The 17,703-nt window shown below is 50.4% G+C and carries 13 protein-coding genes; 7 read left to right on the top strand and 6 right to left on the bottom strand.

Going from position 1 to position 17,703, the window contains the following annotated elements:
• Positions 1–67: 67 nt before the first annotated feature.
• Positions 68–1,408 (bottom strand): MFS transporter, encoded by a 1,341-nt coding sequence (locus tag ACYVK4_RS01440; protein WP_461125704.1) that lies wholly within the window; start codon positions 1,406–1,408, stop codon positions 68–70.
• A 368-nt stretch (positions 1,409–1,776) separates the two neighbouring features.
• On the opposite strand from ACYVK4_RS01440, the gene ACYVK4_RS01435 reads away from it, so the two are divergent.
• The 5 genes from ACYVK4_RS01435 to ACYVK4_RS01415 all read left to right on the top strand — a co-directional run bounded on the left by ACYVK4_RS01435 (position 1,777) and on the right by ACYVK4_RS01415 (position 8,328).
• Positions 1,777–2,481, top strand: coding sequence for a GNAT family N-acetyltransferase (locus ACYVK4_RS01435; RefSeq protein ID WP_461125703.1), 705 nt, complete (start codon positions 1,777–1,779; stop codon positions 2,479–2,481).
• Positions 2,482–2,905: 424 nt separating this feature from the next.
• Positions 2,906–3,253, top strand: a complete 348-nt coding sequence (locus tag ACYVK4_RS01430; protein ID WP_461125702.1) for a hypothetical protein — start codon at positions 2,906–2,908, stop codon at positions 3,251–3,253.
• Between the two features lie 127 nt (positions 3,254–3,380).
• On the top strand, positions 3,381–4,697 hold the full coding sequence (locus ACYVK4_RS01425; RefSeq protein WP_461125701.1) for a cryptochrome/photolyase family protein: 1,317 nt from the start codon (positions 3,381–3,383) through the stop codon (positions 4,695–4,697).
• 233 nt (positions 4,698–4,930) lie between these two features.
• Positions 4,931–7,291: a TonB-dependent receptor gene (locus ACYVK4_RS01420; protein ID WP_461125700.1), complete on the top strand. Its 2,361-nt coding sequence runs from the start codon at positions 4,931–4,933 to the stop codon at positions 7,289–7,291.
• A 2-nt stretch (positions 7,292–7,293) separates the two neighbouring features.
• Entirely contained in the window at positions 7,294–8,328 is a 1,035-nt protein-coding gene (locus ACYVK4_RS01415; RefSeq protein ID WP_461125699.1) for a DUF4249 domain-containing protein, read from the top strand.
• 10 nt (positions 8,329–8,338) lie between these two features.
• Here the strand turns inward: ACYVK4_RS01415 and ACYVK4_RS01410 are convergent, their stop codons facing one another.
• The 4 genes from ACYVK4_RS01410 to recQ all read right to left on the bottom strand — a co-directional run bounded on the left by ACYVK4_RS01410 (position 8,339) and on the right by recQ (position 14,610).
• The gene (locus ACYVK4_RS01410; RefSeq protein WP_461125698.1) at positions 8,339–9,601 is read right to left on the bottom strand and encodes a lytic transglycosylase domain-containing protein; all 1,263 of its coding nucleotides are present in this window, start codon (positions 9,599–9,601) and stop codon (positions 8,339–8,341) included.
• A 120-nt stretch (positions 9,602–9,721) separates the two neighbouring features.
• Positions 9,722–10,966 (bottom strand): lytic transglycosylase domain-containing protein, encoded by a 1,245-nt coding sequence (locus ACYVK4_RS01405; RefSeq protein ID WP_461125697.1) that lies wholly within the window; start codon positions 10,964–10,966, stop codon positions 9,722–9,724.
• A 261-nt stretch (positions 10,967–11,227) separates the two neighbouring features.
• Positions 11,228–12,298 carry a lytic transglycosylase domain-containing protein gene (locus ACYVK4_RS01400; RefSeq protein ID WP_461125780.1) on the bottom strand — a complete coding sequence of 357 codons (1,071 nt, stop codon included), beginning with the start codon at positions 12,296–12,298 and terminating at the stop codon, positions 11,228–11,230.
• A 188-nt stretch (positions 12,299–12,486) separates the two neighbouring features.
• Positions 12,487–14,610 carry a DNA helicase RecQ gene (gene recQ / locus ACYVK4_RS01395; RefSeq protein WP_461125696.1) on the bottom strand — a complete coding sequence of 708 codons (2,124 nt, stop codon included), beginning with the start codon at positions 14,608–14,610 and terminating at the stop codon, positions 12,487–12,489.
• Between the two features lie 209 nt (positions 14,611–14,819).
• On the opposite strand from recQ, the gene ACYVK4_RS01390 reads away from it, so the two are divergent.
• Complete coding sequence (locus ACYVK4_RS01390) at positions 14,820–15,374, top strand: hypothetical protein (protein WP_461125695.1); 555 nt, start codon at positions 14,820–14,822, stop codon at positions 15,372–15,374.
• A gap of 78 nt (positions 15,375–15,452) precedes the next feature.
• Here the strand turns inward: ACYVK4_RS01390 and ACYVK4_RS01385 are convergent, their stop codons facing one another.
• On the bottom strand, positions 15,453–15,959 hold the full coding sequence (locus tag ACYVK4_RS01385) for a hypothetical protein (RefSeq protein WP_461125694.1): 507 nt from the start codon (positions 15,957–15,959) through the stop codon (positions 15,453–15,455).
• A gap of 186 nt (positions 15,960–16,145) precedes the next feature.
• Between ACYVK4_RS01385 and ACYVK4_RS01380 the strand changes: the two genes are divergently transcribed.
• Positions 16,146–17,684, top strand: a complete 1,539-nt coding sequence (locus ACYVK4_RS01380) for a serine hydrolase domain-containing protein (RefSeq protein WP_461125693.1) — start codon at positions 16,146–16,148, stop codon at positions 17,682–17,684.
• Positions 17,685–17,703: the final 19 nt, after the last annotated feature.

The following is a 17,703-nucleotide window of genomic DNA, read 5'->3' as shown; positions in this document are numbered from 1 at the left end:
CGGTCGGTCGATCTGCAAGCTACTAATCAAACGACGAACTTGTATGGCCATTAACACGAAGTCTGTTTTAGGACATCGGCTGTTCCTGAACGGTATCCTCAACGCGGTACTGTCTGACGGTGAGGAAAATAGTAATCAGGGCAACCGTTGCCAGCACGCCTGCTAAAAGGCCAATCGTTGGGGCTGAGATATAATCCAGCGCATGGCCCGACAGGTAGGAACCCGCAATATCCGACAGATTGACAAAGGCCATATAAGTCGTAAACTGAGACCCTTCAACGCCTTTCCGGCAGATGGCCATCAGCATGGGCATGGCCGCTACACTAATGCTGGGATCCATAAAATACAACGCTACCAGACCCGTCTGAGCCAGATCACGCCGAGTCCAGTAACCCGACAGGAGATTGAAACTGATGAGGTAGACGGCCACGACAGCCAGTACAATCACGAGTAGTCGTCGGGGGCTGATTCGATCGGCGATGTAGCCGCCCAGCAAAGCAGCTCCCGTGGCCACCAGCATACCGTAGGTGCCGGTCAGCACAGATACGGACGTATCGGTCCAGCCAAGTACCCGAATTAATTGATAATTATAGGCTCTGGAAAACAAACTGATGCTCACATAACCCGCCACAACCGAGCCGAATAAAAGGAGACTTCGTTTGGCAAACAGCCCTCTGAATAACTCGGTAAATAACCATCGGAACGTGTAGTCCGGCAGTGCCTGAGATCTATCCGTTTTTAGAAGAACCGTTGTTGAACGCTTGAAGGTGGGAAGCAGTTTGTCGCCGGGTTTTTCGCGGATAAAAAAGGTTAGAATCGTTAAGGTTAACAGGCAGAGTGACTGAGTGAGGGCCGCATTAAAAAAGCCGTAGGTACGGAGCAGGTGAGCGAAAACGGCCGCGCCAACGCCGATACCAATGAGAAAGCCCGCTCGCATAAACGCGTTGACGCGCCCCCGTTCATCGTCGGCAATAACCGTAATCGCCATCGCATCGACGCTGGCATCCTGAATAGCCGCAAAAATACTATGTCCGAAAAAAAACCACGCCAGCGTTGATATCTGGGCTACAGGATCCTTTACCAGTAAAATTCCTAAAGACGCCAGAAAGGCCATAAACTGAGCCCCGACAACCCAGGGTTTGCGCCGACCCATCGCGGAACCCTGATACCGGTCGATGAGGGGTCCCCAAATGAATTGAAAGGCCCAGGGCAGCCCGACAATAGCCGCGAAAGACCCGATGCTGGATGGCTTCACTCCTTCGGCAGTGAGGTAATTGGCCAGGGCGGTTAAGGAAAAACCAGCCGGAATACCCTGCATCACATACAGGTAGAAGAACACGCTGTAACGTAGCCATCGGCTCTGACTAAGGGTAGGCGAATAAGCAGGAGATAGGCTACTACTGATCACAGTTCGGGTTAATCTATCGTCTTATAGATTAAATTAGGATTATACAGACATGTAGTACATAACGATTAATAAATATGTTTTTCTAATTCCCGAACTATCCTGTAAAAAAACCGTTATTTTATTGCAAGACCCGGATAATCTCTCTAACATTGTCCGCGTTTTCAGCGCAAGACCAATGGCAAAGCTAGTTTATCTACCTACTTTCTTCCATACTACGCCATTTCGGTTTAGGTCCGAAAGGACTATATCATTTTGTTTGCCTATGTGGTAAACTATTTCCGCCGTTTTTCCCGTTTTATTCACTTAACAAACCAGCACGGATTACGCTGTCTCCGTTTTGCGGCTTCACCACCGCCCAATAAACGACAATGATCACACCCGAAATAGTCAACGATCTTTATATCGTTCAAGTCGCGAATGAAAATCATTTGCGGTTAGCCGAAACCATCTGCCATGAAATGGAAGAGAGTGCTAAAGCCCGGGGAACCGGTATTGCCAAGCGCTCGCCCATTTATGTGATGGAAAAAATGCTGGAAGGCAAAGCCATTGTCGCTATGACATTAACTGGCGAGTGGGTTGGCTTCTGCTACATCGAAACCTGGGAACACGGTAAGTTCGTGGCTAACTCCGGTTTGATCGTGCATCCGGACTTCCGCAAAAGCGGTATTGCCACGCGCATCAAAGCCAAAGCTTTTGAACTGTCGCGGAAGATGTTCCCAACGGCTAAGATCATTGGCATTACCACGAGTCTGGCGGTGATGAAAATTAATTCCGATCTCGGCTACCAGCCCGTGACTCTGAGCGAATTACCCGCCGATGATGCCTTTTGGAAAGGGTGCCAGACCTGCACGAACTTCGACATTCTGACGCGTACCAATCGCAAACACTGCCTGTGTACGGGTATGCAGTACGACCCCGAAGAGCATAAGAAAGAACAGAAAGACGAAAAGTGGAATTTCCTGAAAGAGTCGAAACTATATGAACGATGGATGCGCATTAAAAATCGTATTCTGATGCGTATCAGTCCAACAGAGCGCCTGCGTCGGACAAACCGTGAGTTAGAAACGGCCTGAAAATAATACGCTTAAAAACACAAATAGCCCGGATGTACCATCCGGGCTATTTGTGTTTTTAAGCGTTTATAGCCTGTAACTCTATCGTAAACGATGGTCTTCGCGGTAAATAACAGTAGATTTAATACTATAAATTGTAAAACTTAACATTGAGTTAATAAAAGGTACTTATATATAATTTTGTTATTTGTGCAAAATTGCCGTGTCAAGTAAAATTTTATTTGTATTAATGTTTCGTAATCAATACAAACAGCTGATATGGCCAAATAATATGAAGCTCGCCTAAAAAGATAATATTGCTTTTAGTATCAATTTGTTAATATTTGCATAACATTGACGTAACATTAAGATAACATAAGGGGCTGCTGCCTGTCAGGTTATTGCGAGGTACGCTATCATTCAATCATTTAATCACTTAGAAGTCATGAAAAAGAATTTTGCTCTTCTCATGCTGGTAGGCTTCCTGGCAACGCAAGCCTACGCTGCGCCTATAACCACAAGTAAACCCAAGGCCGCCAAGGCAACGCTGGAAAACCAACTGGCGAAATATGTTACATATCCCGATGCACTCAAGCCAACCCAACAGGCGGGTGTTGTCGTGATTCAATTCAAGGTGAATGCCGCCAATGAACTTTGCCAATTGGAAGTGTTCAGCAAGAACGAACAACTCAATAATACATTGATTCGTCAGCTGACGGGTAAGAAAATAAATGGGTATGGTACCGAAACGGGCGAACTGCATACCGTTCGGCTTCGCTTCCAGCCAGAATAAAAAAGACAGCATACCTTGGCCGGACGACATAGCGTGTATCAAAACACGTTATATCGTCCGGTTTTTTTTGTGCTTTAACTTTTTTGGTTCACGAAGGGTTAGCCGATAAACAAACCCACCAAACGATATGTCTGAACCGCTCTCGCTGGTCTGGCTTCGGCGCGATCTGCGTCTGCACGATAACGCTGCTTTGTATCATGCCCTCAAAAGTGGCCGTCCTGTTCTTCCTGTTTTCATTTTCGACCGAGTCATCCTCGACGCTCTCGAAGATCGGCTCGACCGTCGGGTCGAGTTTTTGGTTCAGGAAATAAACCGTCTGCGCGATGAACTGGCCAAACTAGGGTTAACGATCATTGTGCGCTACGGGAAACCGGTTGACGTCTGGAAGACGCTGATTGAAGAGTATACCATTGGCGATGTATTTGCCAATCACGATTACGAAGTGTACGCCAAAGAACGCGACAAGGCCATTGGCGAGTTGCTGGCAGAAAACAGCATCGGCTTTCACACCAGTAAAGACCAGGCCATTTTTGAGCGCGATGAGGTGCTCAGTGGCAAGAAGACGCCGTATACGGTTTTTACGCCCTACAGTCGAAAGTGGAAGGATACACTAACCGATTTTTACCTGAAGTCGTATCCCATAGAGACGTATACTAAGCAGTTCTGGCAAACGAACCCTTTACCCGTCCCAACACTGAACGACATGAACTTTCAGCCCGTTGGTGAGCCCTTTCCGGCCCAGACAGTATCCGATAAACTTCTCGATACGTATAACAAAACCCGTGACTTCCCGGCTTTGCCGCATAGTACCAGCCAACTGAGTATTCACTTACGCTTTGGTACGATCAGTATCCGTGAACTGGTCCGGCAGGCAAAGGAAGCAGATGACCAAACGTTTCTGAGTGAACTCTGCTGGCGGGATTTTTATTTTCAGGTGCTCGATCATTTCCCGCATGTCGAGAAATACTCTTTTCGGCGGGAGTATGATCAGATCGAGTGGCGCAACAACGAAGACGAGTTTGACAAATGGTGCCGGGGCGAAACGGGCTATCCGATTGTCGATGCGGGGATGCGTCAGCTGAATACCATTGGCTGGATGCACAACCGTGTTCGAATGATCACCGCCAGTTTTCTGTGCAAGCACCTGCTCATCGACTGGCGGTGGGGTGAAGCTTATTTCGGTAAGAAACTCCGCGATTACGACCTGTCGGCCAACAACGGCGGCTGGCAGTGGGCCGCCGGTTCCGGGACCGATGCGGCTCCTTATTTCCGGGTCTTTAACCCCACCGCTCAGGCCCAGCGGTTCGATCCGAAAAGCGTTTACATTCGGCAGTGGGTGCCCGAGGTCGATAAACCATCGTATCCAAAACCCATAGTCGATCATGTTATGGCCCGGCAACGTGCCATTGATACCTATCGAAAAGCACTGGCAAAAGTGAAGTAGAGGGCTTTGCTGGCGCGGGCAGGCGCGTTTGCTGGCTCGGGTATTTACCCGTGCCTTCTTATATAGCAAGCATTCGCTTGCATCAGTGAATACTGACTTTATGAAAAGGCACGGGTAAATACCCGCGCCAGCAAGCGCGCCTGCCGGATTAATACCCACGCCAGCTAATGTCCGTATGCCCATGTTTTTGTAGATTACGGCTCTTTTTATAGACTATTCCACGACTCAACCTTATGAGGGTACGGCTACTCCTGTTATGTGTCTTATGTCTTATTGGGTTTTGCTCGTCTGCCGTGGCTCAGCAGCGGCTTCGGCTGAGTATTGTTGTTCGGGACGGCGTCACAAAAAAACCGATTCCCGGGGCAAGCTTATTCATTGCCGAAACCAAAGCCGGGGCAAAGGCCGATAGTGTGGGTGTTATCTCGATCAGTCATCCACCGGGCGTTATTACCGCTTATGTCTCGGCTGTAGGCTACTTCCGGGGGCGCGAGACCATTGTGCTGGACTTCAACAAACGCGTCGAGTACTATCTCCAGCCCCGTTCTACCGACCTGGAGGAAGTGGATGTTCGGGCGGTTCGTAAGGATAAAAACATCAAGGATGTGCAGATGGGCCAGATTCAACTCAGTATCCCTGAATTGAAACGAATGCCGGTCGTACTGGGAGAACCCGACATTCTCAAAGCGCTGTCTCTTCAGGCGGGGGTGACAACGGCGGGTGAAGGAGCAGGCGGGTTTAATGTGCGGGGCGGGCGCGCTGATCAGAATCTGGTGCTGGTGGATGGGGCACCGCTGTTCAATACCTCGCACCTTCTGGGTTTTTATACGAACATCAATCCCGACATGGTGCAGGATGTGAGCCTGAACAAAGGGGCTTTTTCGGCACAATATGGCGGACGCGTATCGTCGTTGCTGCTGATGAGTACCCGAAACGGGAACAAGGATGGCTGGCGCGTGTCGGGCGGGCTAAGTCCGGTAAGTGTACGGGCGGTGGTCGATGGACCGATCTCGAAAAAGCTAACCTTACTGGCGGGGGGGCGCATTGCCTTTCCGAATTACCTGCTGCAATTATTTCCGACGGCCAGTGTTAAAAACAGCCGGGCTTTCTTCTACGACAGTAACCTCAAACTAACGTATACACCCGACGAACGAAATACGATTTCGCTGTCGGCCTACCGGAGTCAGGATAATTTTCAGTTTCCGGGCGATACGCTCTACGGCTGGCACTCGACCGTATTGACCGGCCGCTGGAGCTATCTTGTCCGGCCCAATGTGCAGGTCAACCTGGCGGCTTTGTACAGCGGCTACCACCTGAATGTCGACGGGGTAACGCCCAATCTGGGTTTTCGCTTCACCTCATACATTGAGCAGCGGGAGGGAAAAGCGGATGTCTTTTATACGATACAGAAGAAACACAAAATACAGGCCGGTCTGAACGCCATTCTGTACGGTATTCAGACCGGTGCCATTCGACCAACCGGCGACCAGTCAAGCATCAATCCAAAACAAACAAACCCCGAACGGGGGCGTGAACTGGGCGCGTATATCAACACCGAATGGGAGCTGATGCCAAGCGTTACCCTGATGGCTGGGTTGCGGTATTCGGCCTTTGCCTTGCTGGGTCCGCAAACCGTTTATGGTTACGCGGAGAATGTGCCAAGCTCTCCCGAAACGGTCACCGACTCGGTACGGTACCGGTCTGGTCAGGCCGCGCAGACATATGGTGGTTTTGAGCCCCGGTTGGCCTTACGTGTGCAGCTGGCTAAAAATACAGCTATCAAAGCCAGTGCCGGCCGAACCCGCCAATACCTTAATCTGATCTCGAACACAACGGCCATTACGCCCCTCGATTTCTGGAAACTGAGCGATCGGTACCTGCCTCCCCAGATAGCCGATCAGGTATCGCTGGGACTGTTTCAGAATTTTCTCGACAATGGTATCGAGGTCAGCGTAGAAGGGTATTACAAACGGCTTCAGAACCAGATCGAATACCGGTACGGGGCTAACCTGATTCTAAACCCGAAGCTCGAAACGGCCTTAGTACCGGCCGCCGGGAAAGCCTACGGGGTTGAGGTTGGCCTGAGCAAAAATAGTGGACGGCTGACGGGCCAGCTGAATTATACGTACGCCCGCTCGCTGATTGCCGTACAGACCCGATTCGATGCACTCCGCATCAATGGGGGGGATTACTACCCTTCCTACATTGATCGCCCACACACGTTCAATGTGCAGGCCCGCTTGTCGATGTCGCACAACTGGTCTTTTTCGAGCAATTTCGTTTATTATACCGGAGTGCCCGCTACGTATCCCGATGGGCTGTACACCTACAACAATGAACCGGTACTGGACTACTCGCGCCGGAACGCCGACCGTATTCCCGACTATCATCGGCTGGATGTGGCTTTCTCTAAAGATACCCGTTTCAACAAAGCGCAGAAACGCTATGGCATCTGGACGCTGGGTATCTATAACGTGTATGCCCACAAAAACCCGTACTCCATTTATTTTACGCGCTTTAACCAGCGGACAGAATCGTACCGACTGTCGGTCTTTGGTACAATGATTCCCTCCATTGCCTACAACTTCTTCTTTTAGCCATGCGTCAGTTTATCCTCTTTATTCTTACACTGACGGTATTGGCGGCCTGCATCGATCAGGTTCAACTGCCTATTCGGACCGAAGCACCCCGTTTGGTGGTGGAAGGCCAGATTACCAACGAAGCACCGCCCTATACTGTCCGACTAACCTACACGGGTAAATATGGTGGCGAAAATGGGCAGAATGTGAATGATCAATATGTAAAAGACGCTCAGCTCACACTTGCCGATGATCAGGGTCGTTCCATCCAATTTGCCTCCTTAGGATTGGGCATGTATCAAACGACGGATGCCACCTTTCGGGGGCAGGTGGGCCGCGCCTATAGTCTGACGGTGACACTGACCGACGGCAGACGCTACGTGACCCAGCCAGAACGAATGCCTGCCGTGCCTTCTATTGACAGCATTTCAGCGACATTGGTTAAAACGGGCAACCTGGCCGTTCCTTATGCCTTTTCGTATGGTGTTAATACGAATGATCCGGGTACTGAGCAGAATTATTACCGCTGGACGGCCTATGGCTACACAAATCGGCTGTCGGTAGGGGTGCCCTGTAGTTTGGGTAGTCCCAACTTATGCAACAACCGGTGCTGGACAACGGTATCGAATAATGTCCTGAATATATTTAGTGATGAAGCCATTAACGGTAATCCGTTGAGGGGAAAATTTGTACTCCAGGTACCTATTTATACCGTTGCACCCCAATTGGTGGAAGTGCAGCAGTACGCACTTACGCAGGCCAATTACCAGTTCTGGAAACTCTACCAACAGCAAAACGCCCGCACCGGCAGCATTTTCGATCCGTTGCCAGCGCCTGTAACGGGCAATCTGGTGAATGCCACTGAACCGACCGATTTAGCGAGGGGCTATTTTGCCGTTACGTCTGTTGCCCGACGGCGGCTTCGGCAGCAGGAATACCCACAAGTTGTTTTTTACCCGGCTTTGGTCAGTTTTATCAGCAGCCAGATCATTCCCCCCGGCGACTGTCGAAATACATACGGGCCAGTGCCGCTAATCGAGCCGGATGGCTGGTGATAGAAGCTCCTCATAGTTTCCACTGCACGACCCAGCCAGGCGGTATAACCCTGGGGCGCGGAAGACCAGCCAGGCCGGTAGCCGGATTTATGGCTATCAGGGTAAGGGGAATGGCTGTGTTTGTCGTGGCCGAGATAGCCTTGGTGGCGCGAAAGAACAGATTTCCGCGCGTATCAATATCATCGATGACCGCATAGAGCATGTCGCCGGTTTTGAGGTCGTTTTCCTCAATTTGTACATCGTCAGTCAGGGCGAAAGCCCAGCTCTGGCCTATTTTGGGTTGACCGGCCTTTACCAACCGAGCCGTTACATCGCCAATAAAAACAGCGGGTGTGGTTGATCGGGTCTTAAGGAGTTGGGTCAATAAACTATCCATGACAACGGCTTCTTTCCGCCCCGTGGCAGACTTACTTTGCTGATCGAATGGATCGAACTGTGTCTCAACAGGCACGCCCGTCAGCTCCGGTTCCTGATCCTGAAGCCAGCCCATCCGGCGGGCCTGTGCCCGTTCCTGTTCGTAGGCATCACCACCCGCCGATGCCAGCATAAGGCCCACCGAACCAATGCCGTAAGATGGATTGGTAAATAGTTCTTTCATGGCCAGAATCCGGTACAGGTAATAGCCCGTTTCGGGATTCATGGTCATGGAGTAGTAATTGCGGTGGCCCACTTTGGTGATTTTTCGCTGTACCATGCCAACGCCCCCGTTGTAGGCAGCCGCTACCAATGTCCAGGAACCTAGTTTGCCATACAAAAACTTCAGGTACTTACAGGCCGCTACTGTTGACTTGACGAGATCGGTACGCTCATCGTTTCCGGGCGTAATGGAAAGCCCCATATCCTGCGCCGTATCGTCCATGAACTGCCAGTAGCCAACCGCTCCGGCCGATGAAACGGCATTCGACTGCCAGGCACTCTCAATCAGAGGCAGGTACTTAAAGTCGTTTGGAATGTTATATTTTCCCAGAATGGGTTCGATCGTAGCGAAAAAAGGGGCAGAGCGTGCCTTGAGTGCATTTAAATGATTCACATAGCCAGAACTACCCGCCAGCGCAAACGCCAGCTTGGCCGACACGTCGGCTTGCTCAGTGGGTACAATCTCACCGCTGAAGTGCAACCGGGCCGGGCTCAGCGCCGTTTGTTTCGTAAGAACATGAACGCGAGCCGGAGTAGGTTTCGGTAGACCCTTCTTTCTGGGCTGCGCCAAAATGGTTGAAGGGACGCATAAGCCGATAAAAATCAGGATGGTAAGCTGTCGGGCGAGTTGAGTCAAAGCAAACAGACGATGGTATCCCCTGATAAACGATCGCCGTTCGTTGTTTAGTTCAACAAGGAATGGGGGGATGTGTAGCGAACGGCCATTACTATCCGCCCCATTCGCTACACACAACCGTTAAAGTGCTTTCCAGGTTAATATCCAGCCCGATTGCAGCCGTGATAATTCTGACAGCTTGATACCGATTCGCCCGGTGGAGGCATCCACGGCTGATAGAGCAAGGCCATACGTTTCTTTTTCCGCAGGTGAATACAGCTTATCAGATCGCAGGTAAACTTTGTTGATCTTTACATCAATGTCTTCAACAACGGCATATAAAATATCGCCCTCTTCTACTTCACGACCACCTGCTATGCCGTCCCGAGTTAGGTGAAATACCCAGACCTGACCGCGTTGCAAGCCCGATGGCTCTACCAGTTTAGCCTTTATACCGCCCCGAAATACAGCTGCTGCGTTTGGTAGCGGAATGTCATTTGTTTGACCCTTGACCGTAGGCAATCCTTCAAGTATGGGTGTGTCCACCGCTTCTTTTGTCGCATCATTCATGACAATTTCTGGAATGAGTACCTCGTCGTTGGACAAGTCGGCTTCACCCATGTTGCCAAGGGGTTCCACCAGGTTGGCCATCATTCGCTCCGGAATGAGATTTTTGTAGAGCCGGTAATTGGCGAATAACTCTTTGAAGGCCAAAATTCGATATAGGTATTTACCCGTTTCGGCATTCAGCCGTAAATAATAGTAGTCGCGCTGTTGCTGCCGTCTAATGTTGCTCAGTATAGCACCAATACCGTTGTTGTAGGCCGCTGCCGCCAGTGTCCAGGACCCCAGCCGGTTGTATAAATAGCGTAGATAGCGGCAGGCCGCATTTGTCGATTTGGTCAAATGGCGTCGTTCATCCACGCCGTTGCCAATCGTCAGCCCTAATTCGCGAGCCGTAGCCGGCATAAACTGCCAGTAGCCGGCAGCTCCTCTCGGCGAAACGGCAAACCCCTGAAGGGCACTTTCTACCAAAGGCAGATATTTGAAATCCAAAGGGATACCATGGTGAGCCAGAATGGGTTCAATAATGGGGAAAAAGACGGCTGCCCGTTGCCGAATGCGCAGTACAGCCTCATTTTGGTTGGTGTTACGTACCAGTGCCGATACCAGGCGACGTGCAACAACCTCTTCGTGTACAGGTACCGACTCACCACAGAAGTAAACGGGTGGTAAAGCCGTTGTTAGTCGCGGATCAAAGCCTAGTGATGCTGACTTTGTAAAAGCCGTGGGTACGGTAAATTTGTGTGAGGTTTCATTAAGGGAAAAAGCACTTCCTATAATAAACACGGCTATCCACACAAAAGAAATCAACAAGTTTGTCAAACAGGTAAGTACAGGTTTTAGCATATAGGCTATCTCGTAATGTAGACTACTATAAAAAAAATGGTAACTATATTGAGATGGTGGGTACTGTCAGATAATACCTTTTATGCCGCAAAAGCTATGCCATGTAACCGTATCAATGGCTAATTTTATATGTTTAAATGAGAATTAATATATTATTAATTAGTTATATGAAAATATAGTAAACAAAAAGAGCCACTTAGTATAAGTGGCTCTTTTTTAGTATATTAAAAATGTTAATTATAACCAATCCCAAAAATGTAGTGGTCTTATACCTTCTCCTTTTTTCCACTGAAGGAAACGGGGTCTGCGAAACCGAAGTACCATTAGCCCCATCATCAATTTTTTGATAGGCAGATGTTGACCTTGTTTTTCCAGATCAGAGAGAGGGGGGCCGGATGCCGCGCTGGCAATTAATTGTTCGGCTTCCGATAAGGTCCGGGTCAGTGTCGTATTCGGGCGGGGTCCCCAGGCCAGAAGCGAGTTATCTTCGTCAACCAGTTCGATAGTAGGGGAGTCCTTGATCTTCTTGGGAAGGGCCAGTGGTTTATGCCAGCTGGGTAGTGGTTTCATGAGCTCGGCCATGGTTGAGCTGCGGAGTATAACCGCATATTGGCGCGGATTACTGAGTAACTCCTTAAAGGCCAGAATGCGGAACAGGTAGTGGCTTGTTTCGCGGTGAAGCCGAAGCCGGTAATAGTTCGATTGGCCTTGCTGCTCCATTTTGTTCCGCACGTGCGTGATGCCGCCATTATAGGCAGCCGCTACCAATGTCCAGGAGCCTAACTGCCCGTACAACTGGTGAAGATGCCGGCATACGGCAACGGTTGCTTTCTGCAGATTGTAGCGTTCATCCACTTCACCATCGACTCTTAGTCCGAGTTCACGCGCCGTAGCAGGCATTAGTTGCCAGTAACCTGATGCGCCTTTATACGATACACTGCTGTTATCGAGGGCACTTTCGGCAAGCGGCATAAAGCGAAAATCGCGGGGGATCTTGTATTTCCGAAGAATAGGATCAATGATCGGAAAAAAGGTAGAAGCACGCGAGCGTAAATCGAGCAGAAACTCCTGTTGAGCACCGTATATCCGGAGCGTTTGTAGCCATCGACGAGAGACGTGGGGTTGGTCTACTGGGACCTCTTCACCACAAAAATAAATTGGAAAGGGACGGTTCGTTGAGTCGATGACTAAAAGTTGTGGGTTGTTCAGCCCGTTCGCTGGCAAAAACGATCGGCTCGTATCAGCCCCGAAATGGGGCAGTGCGAGGGCCGGTATAGATGAACCAATACCTGGTTTCATCGCGGCCATGAGCAGTGAAAAACTTACTTCTTTTATCAAAATTGCATTAGTTGTTGTGATACATATAGACAGTAAAACCCGTACCGAAGTAACGGGCCTGTCTAACTATAGAATACGAACTTAACAGATATTCAGCTACATACCAAATTATCTTCTAAGAATTATCCAACGGTTCGCCTGAAAACAGGATTTTATTTTCATAAAAGCCCGGCCACGAGTGTGAGTTTGCCATAATCATAGCGACCGTCCAGGTGATCGAAAACCGCCTTTAAACGGCCTTCTTCCATACCTACGGTAGCAATGGCTTTTTCAATTTCTCGACGTTCGATAGGGTCGATCAGCGATACCAGATCAATGTCGTAACCCGATTTGGCCAACTGGACCAGATGGCTCGCGACGGAGCCCGTTGTGAGTTGACGCTCGGCGGCAATTTCCTGAATGGAGAGACCATTGTTGTAGAGGTCCAGGGTAACCAACTGGGTCGACCCCTTTGGCTTTTCGCCCGCCTGCACCCGTCCCCGAACGTAACCGACAATTTCGTCCAGGAAACGCTTGCCAAACAGCTGCAGCTTGCGCTCGCCAACACCACTCACGTTGCGCAGGGCATCGGGTGTTACAGGCCGCTGACGAGCCATATCTTCGAGGGTGGTGTCTGTGAAAATAACATAGGCCGGCACGTTCTGCTCGTCGGCGAGTTGCTTGCGAAGTACGCGTAACCGCTCGAACAGGTCGTCGCGATTGGTCTCGGATTTGGTTTTGGTTTTTTCGACCACCGGTTTCGGTGCATCATCGGGCCGGACAAGGTCGATTTTTCGGCCATTATACAATACCTGATCGGCCAGGATGCCCCGCCGTAAGGCGTAGTGCTGGTCGTAGGCGATTTCAATAACCCCGATGTTAATGAGCTGATGGATATAATTCCGCCAGTCTTCAAAGCGAATGTCGCGGCCTGCCCCGTAGGTTTTCACCTGATCGTAGCCGCCCTGCAGCACCTGCTGGCTGCGGGAGCCTCGTAATATGTCGATGAGCAGGTTCATGGGCACCCGCTCGCCGGTACGAATGATGGCCGACAGTGCTTTCTGGGCCAGAATGGTGCCGTCGAAAGTAACACGCGGGTCGCGGCAAACGTCGCAGTTGCCGCAGGGCTCGGGAAGCTCTTCCGAGAAGTAAGAGAGGAGAATTTGCCGGCGGCAGGTGTGCGCATCGGCATACTGCTGCATCCGCTCCAGCTTGGCTAACTGTAAACCCAGGTTGGCCGGATTATTCTCGGCCAGCATTTCTTTATACGTAGCCACATCGGCGAAGCTGTAGAACAGGACGGTTTGAGCGGATGCGCCATCGCGGCCTGCCCGCCCAATTTCCTGGTAAAAGCTCTCGATATTTTTGGGCATGTTGTAGTGAATCACCCAGCGAACGTTCGACTTATCAATTCCCATGCCAAAGGCAATCGTGGCACACATGATCCGGACATCGTCGCGCAGAAAAGCCTCCTGCGTTTTCGAGCGGTCGGCGGGGTCCATCTTGGCGTGGTAAAATGCGGCATTGAAGCCTTTCTCCTGCAACTTGGCCGCCAACGATTCGGTCGACTTACGGCTCAGGCAGTAAATAATGCCCGACGTATCGGGTTTCTGCTGCAGCAGCCGGATAATTTGCTGAATGCGATTCTGACCCGGCAATACCTGCAAGCTCAGGTTTTTGCGGTTAAACGAATCGACAAAGATGGCCGGGTCGTTCATACCGAGCCGGGTAGCAATATCGTGCCGGGTCAGCTTGTCGGCGGTAGCCGTCAGGGCAATGGTTGGCACCTTCGGAAACTGCTCTTTCAGCACATGCAGCTGGGTATATTCCGGGCGGAAATCGTGTCCCCATGACGAGATGCAGTGCGCTTCGTCGATGGCAAACAGGGAGAGGTTGGTTAAACTCAAAAATTGAAAAAACGATTCGGTCAGCAATTTCTCCGGCGAAACGTACAGAAGCTTGAGTTTGCCGCTGATGCAGTCATCTTCAATCTCGCGCTGCTCCCGGCCGGTTTGTGTGCTGTTGTAGTAAGCGGCCTGGATACCATTCATGTGCAGGGCGTTTACCTGATCTTTCATCAGGGCAATCAGGGGCGAAACCACGACGGTCAGACCAGGCAGCATGAGCGCCGGAATCTGAAAGCAAACGGACTTGCCACCACCCGTTGGCATCAGCACAACCGTATCCCGCCCGCTCAGAATAGACTGGATAATAGCCTCCTGCATGGGCCGGAATCGGTCGTACCCATAATAGCGTTTGAGGTAATCGGCGGGTTGCTGGGTGTTGGGCGTTGAAACGGTCATCGATAAGTTAATGAGCAGAAAGTAAGCCAGCCATAGACCGCATGATTTATACAAAACGTCTGTTAAGATGGACGGCCAGCCTCGAGTCTTTATTTCAAATTTAAGAAAAATTTAAGTCGTTTCCGATGACAGATTAGTGAATTTATCCTCATCTTTCCGTCTCAAGAATACTAAACGGCTTAATTGTCCAAAACCCCAATCTAATCACTATGAAAAAGAACTTACTGGCGCTCTGCCTCTCGCTGTGTATGCTTGTCGCCTTCAACGGCACTGCTCAAGATGCCAAAGGATCGAAAGGCAAGGCTAAAAAAGAGATGAACGAAGCCGATGCGTCGGCTAAGGCAGCCGCCAAGGCTGAGAAAAAAGCCGCTAAGGATGCCGCCAAAGAAGGGGCAAAAGAGGCTAAGGCTGATGATGCTGACAAAAAAGCGGCTATGAACGACCGGATGGCCGCTGCCAGAGCCGCCAAAGCCGCTAAAAAATCGGCTGCTGAGGGTACTGCCGACGCTGCAAAAGCAACGGAAAAGGCCGACCGGAAAGCCGATAAACTGGCTAACAACTCGGGCCTGAAAGACGATAAAATGAGTAAAGGGAGCAAAGGGACAATGGCGAAAGAAGAAAAAGCGACCCCCGCCGATTATAAAGCCCCGGTTGATCCATCTCAGAAAGGCCCCAATGGTGAGAAAGTAATGACCGGCCCTCGTGGTGGCAAGTATTATATCAACAAGAACGGCAATAAGACGTACCTGAGCAGTTTGAAGTAACAGGTGTTGACTTTTTGTCAATGAGGGAAGGGTCGGGCGCTGAAGCCTGACCCTTTTTCGTGTAGGCCTGTTGAGGCCTCAATTGACGGCCTGCGGTAGTTTCCCTTCGATGATGTGATCACTCAGCAGGCGTTTAATGACACTGCGGGCTGGTACCTGCTCCCCATAATTTTGATCCGATGCGATAATAGCTTTCCAGAAAGGCTGGCCAGTAGCTACCGATGTCATTTCCGCATTGAACTCGTATGGACGGCTCGCCCCTCTGTACACGTAATGCCCGGATTTAACTAACTCAAGGGTTAATATAACGTCGCTATGACAGGCTTCTGTCTGCTTCCGAATGGCGTCATCGGGGTTGTCAAAGGATAATGGACTAATCGCCAGGGTACAAACCTCATAGCCAGCAGGAAATGAACTCGCATAGGTCCGCACGTAGCTGTCGGGCGCATTCCGCATCTTGGTTACGATCAGAACCCGCTGAAAGGTCGGTACAGCATCCGATTTGATGTTTGATTGGATCGTTACGCAACCCGTAAGGCTGGCCAGTAGGACAATGGTCAGAAATTTATAGGTTGAAAGGCTCATTTTTTCTCGTTGCTTTTGGTGTGAAACAAAGTAACAACATACTTTATATCAGGTAGTTAAACGCTAGTTAAAGTTTTAATAGCTTTATGGCTTACCAATGAATAAATCAATAAGAGATATGTTAATTAAATGATGCGTTCTTTGGGCAGGGCTTATGACAGTAAGCCTGTTTACTGGATTAATGAAATGCGAAGGTCTCTATTCATCAGTCTGTGCGTGCTTATTGTCGCCTTCCTGTCAGGCTGCAAGCATACGCCAGACCCCACCATGCCGACTCCGGACGTCGTAACGTTCGGTCAAACGCCTGGGATATCCATACAAAGTAGTACCTCCGCTATGTTGTCTGCAACACTCATCGCAGCACCAACGGGTCGGGCAACTACCGCCGGATTTGTGTGGTCGAAAACAAATGCGTTACCTACTCTTTCTGACAGCAAAACGGCCCGATTACTGACATTGGCGACCCTACCTTATACGTTCAGCGATTCGCTGACGGGGCTGGAGAGTAAAGCGACCTATTTTGCCAGGGCCTACCTGACGACAGCTGCCGGAACCGTATACAGCGAAGTGGTCACGTTTCAGGTTCAGTTCAGGTTGACCGATGCCTTCGCCCGGACTTTGACCGGACTGCTGCAAAATCGTGATATTGGCTACGGCTTTGTCATTTACGAAAACAACCAACTGAAAGCTTCGGGGGCAGGTGGTTTGAAGTCGAGGGCAATTGACCCGGAAGGGGAGAAGCCCTACACCATCGACACGAAAATGCACATTGCCAGCATGAGCAAAACGATTGCAGCGATGGCCTTCACACAATTGGCCGCTCAAAAAGGTATTCGAACAACGGACAAGATCAGCCCTTACCTGCCACCTTCCTGGGCAAAAGGGCCGAACATTGATCAGCTTACCTTTTATGACCTGTTCAACCACCGCAGCGGTATTATTGGACTGGGCAACAACTGCCAGAACGGATCATACAATGAGAATATTTATACTGGTCTGAAACAACTGATTGCCAACGGCGTGAAAGCTGCCAATCGGGGTCAGTACTGCTATCAAAATGCCAATATTGGTTTGATGCGGGTGTTGATTCCTGCCATGACCGGCTATGTGTTTACCGGAAATGAAGCTACTGATGACCAGCAGACGCAGCAACTGTATAAGGCCTACGTCCAGACGAATGTTCTGGACAAAGCCGGCATCCCGAATGCTGTTCCTACCTACCCGGCCGGTGAGCCAACCTACTCCTACAGCTACACCTACACCGCAGGCCAGAAGGGCTGGAATCCGGGCGATTTTACGAACACACTGGGCGCCTATGGCTGGTATCTTACGCCCCGCGAAGCCGGTAAATTGTACGCTACGGTTCTGTCATCGACCGATCAGTCGGTCCTTCCAACGGCTTATAAAGATACCCTGCTGTTGAATAATCTTGGGTGTTTCCGGGCCGCTACGAACCTGGGCGATATAGCCTATCACGACGGCTGGTGGTATTATAGCAGCCAGGTTCCCTATGTCGGGCTGCGAACGATCTGGATGAAGCTGCCTAACAACATCACTGTAGCCCTGTTCGTGAATGCACTGAACCGGCAGACGGGTTTGTTCCCCAGCGATAACGGGGTCGATATTGTTCCGTTTGTGTTTCGGGCTTACACAACGGCCCGTCAGCTGAGCGGTGGGCGTCTGGCAGCGGTTCCGTTACTGCTGGAGCACCCCGAACCGCACTAGGAGGATTGTACGTTATACC

Source organism: Spirosoma aerophilum, assembly GCF_054782495.1.
This window is presented reverse-complemented; position numbering and strand designations above follow the sequence as displayed.

Coding starts and splice junctions, on each gene's coding strand:
- ACYVK4_RS01435 (WP_461125703.1), top strand. CDS start 1,777: ATGATCACACCCGAAATAGTCAACGATCTTTATATCGTTCAAGTCGCG.
- ACYVK4_RS01430 (WP_461125702.1), top strand. CDS start 2,906: ATGAAAAAGAATTTTGCTCTTCTCATGCTGGTAGGCTTCCTGGCAACG.
- ACYVK4_RS01425 (WP_461125701.1), top strand. CDS start 3,381: ATGTCTGAACCGCTCTCGCTGGTCTGGCTTCGGCGCGATCTGCGTCTG.
- ACYVK4_RS01420 (WP_461125700.1), top strand. CDS start 4,931: ATGAGGGTACGGCTACTCCTGTTATGTGTCTTATGTCTTATTGGGTTT.
- ACYVK4_RS01415 (WP_461125699.1), top strand. CDS start 7,294: ATGCGTCAGTTTATCCTCTTTATTCTTACACTGACGGTATTGGCGGCC.
- ACYVK4_RS01400 (WP_461125780.1), bottom strand. CDS start 12,298: ATGGCCGCGATGAAACCAGGTATTGGTTCATCTATACCGGCCCTCGCA.
- recQ (WP_461125696.1), bottom strand. CDS start 14,610: ATGACCGTTTCAACGCCCAACACCCAGCAACCCGCCGATTACCTCAAA.
- ACYVK4_RS01390 (WP_461125695.1), top strand. CDS start 14,820: ATGAAAAAGAACTTACTGGCGCTCTGCCTCTCGCTGTGTATGCTTGTC.
- ACYVK4_RS01385 (WP_461125694.1), bottom strand. CDS start 15,959: ATGAGCCTTTCAACCTATAAATTTCTGACCATTGTCCTACTGGCCAGC.
- ACYVK4_RS01380 (WP_461125693.1), top strand. CDS start 16,146: ATGCGAAGGTCTCTATTCATCAGTCTGTGCGTGCTTATTGTCGCCTTC.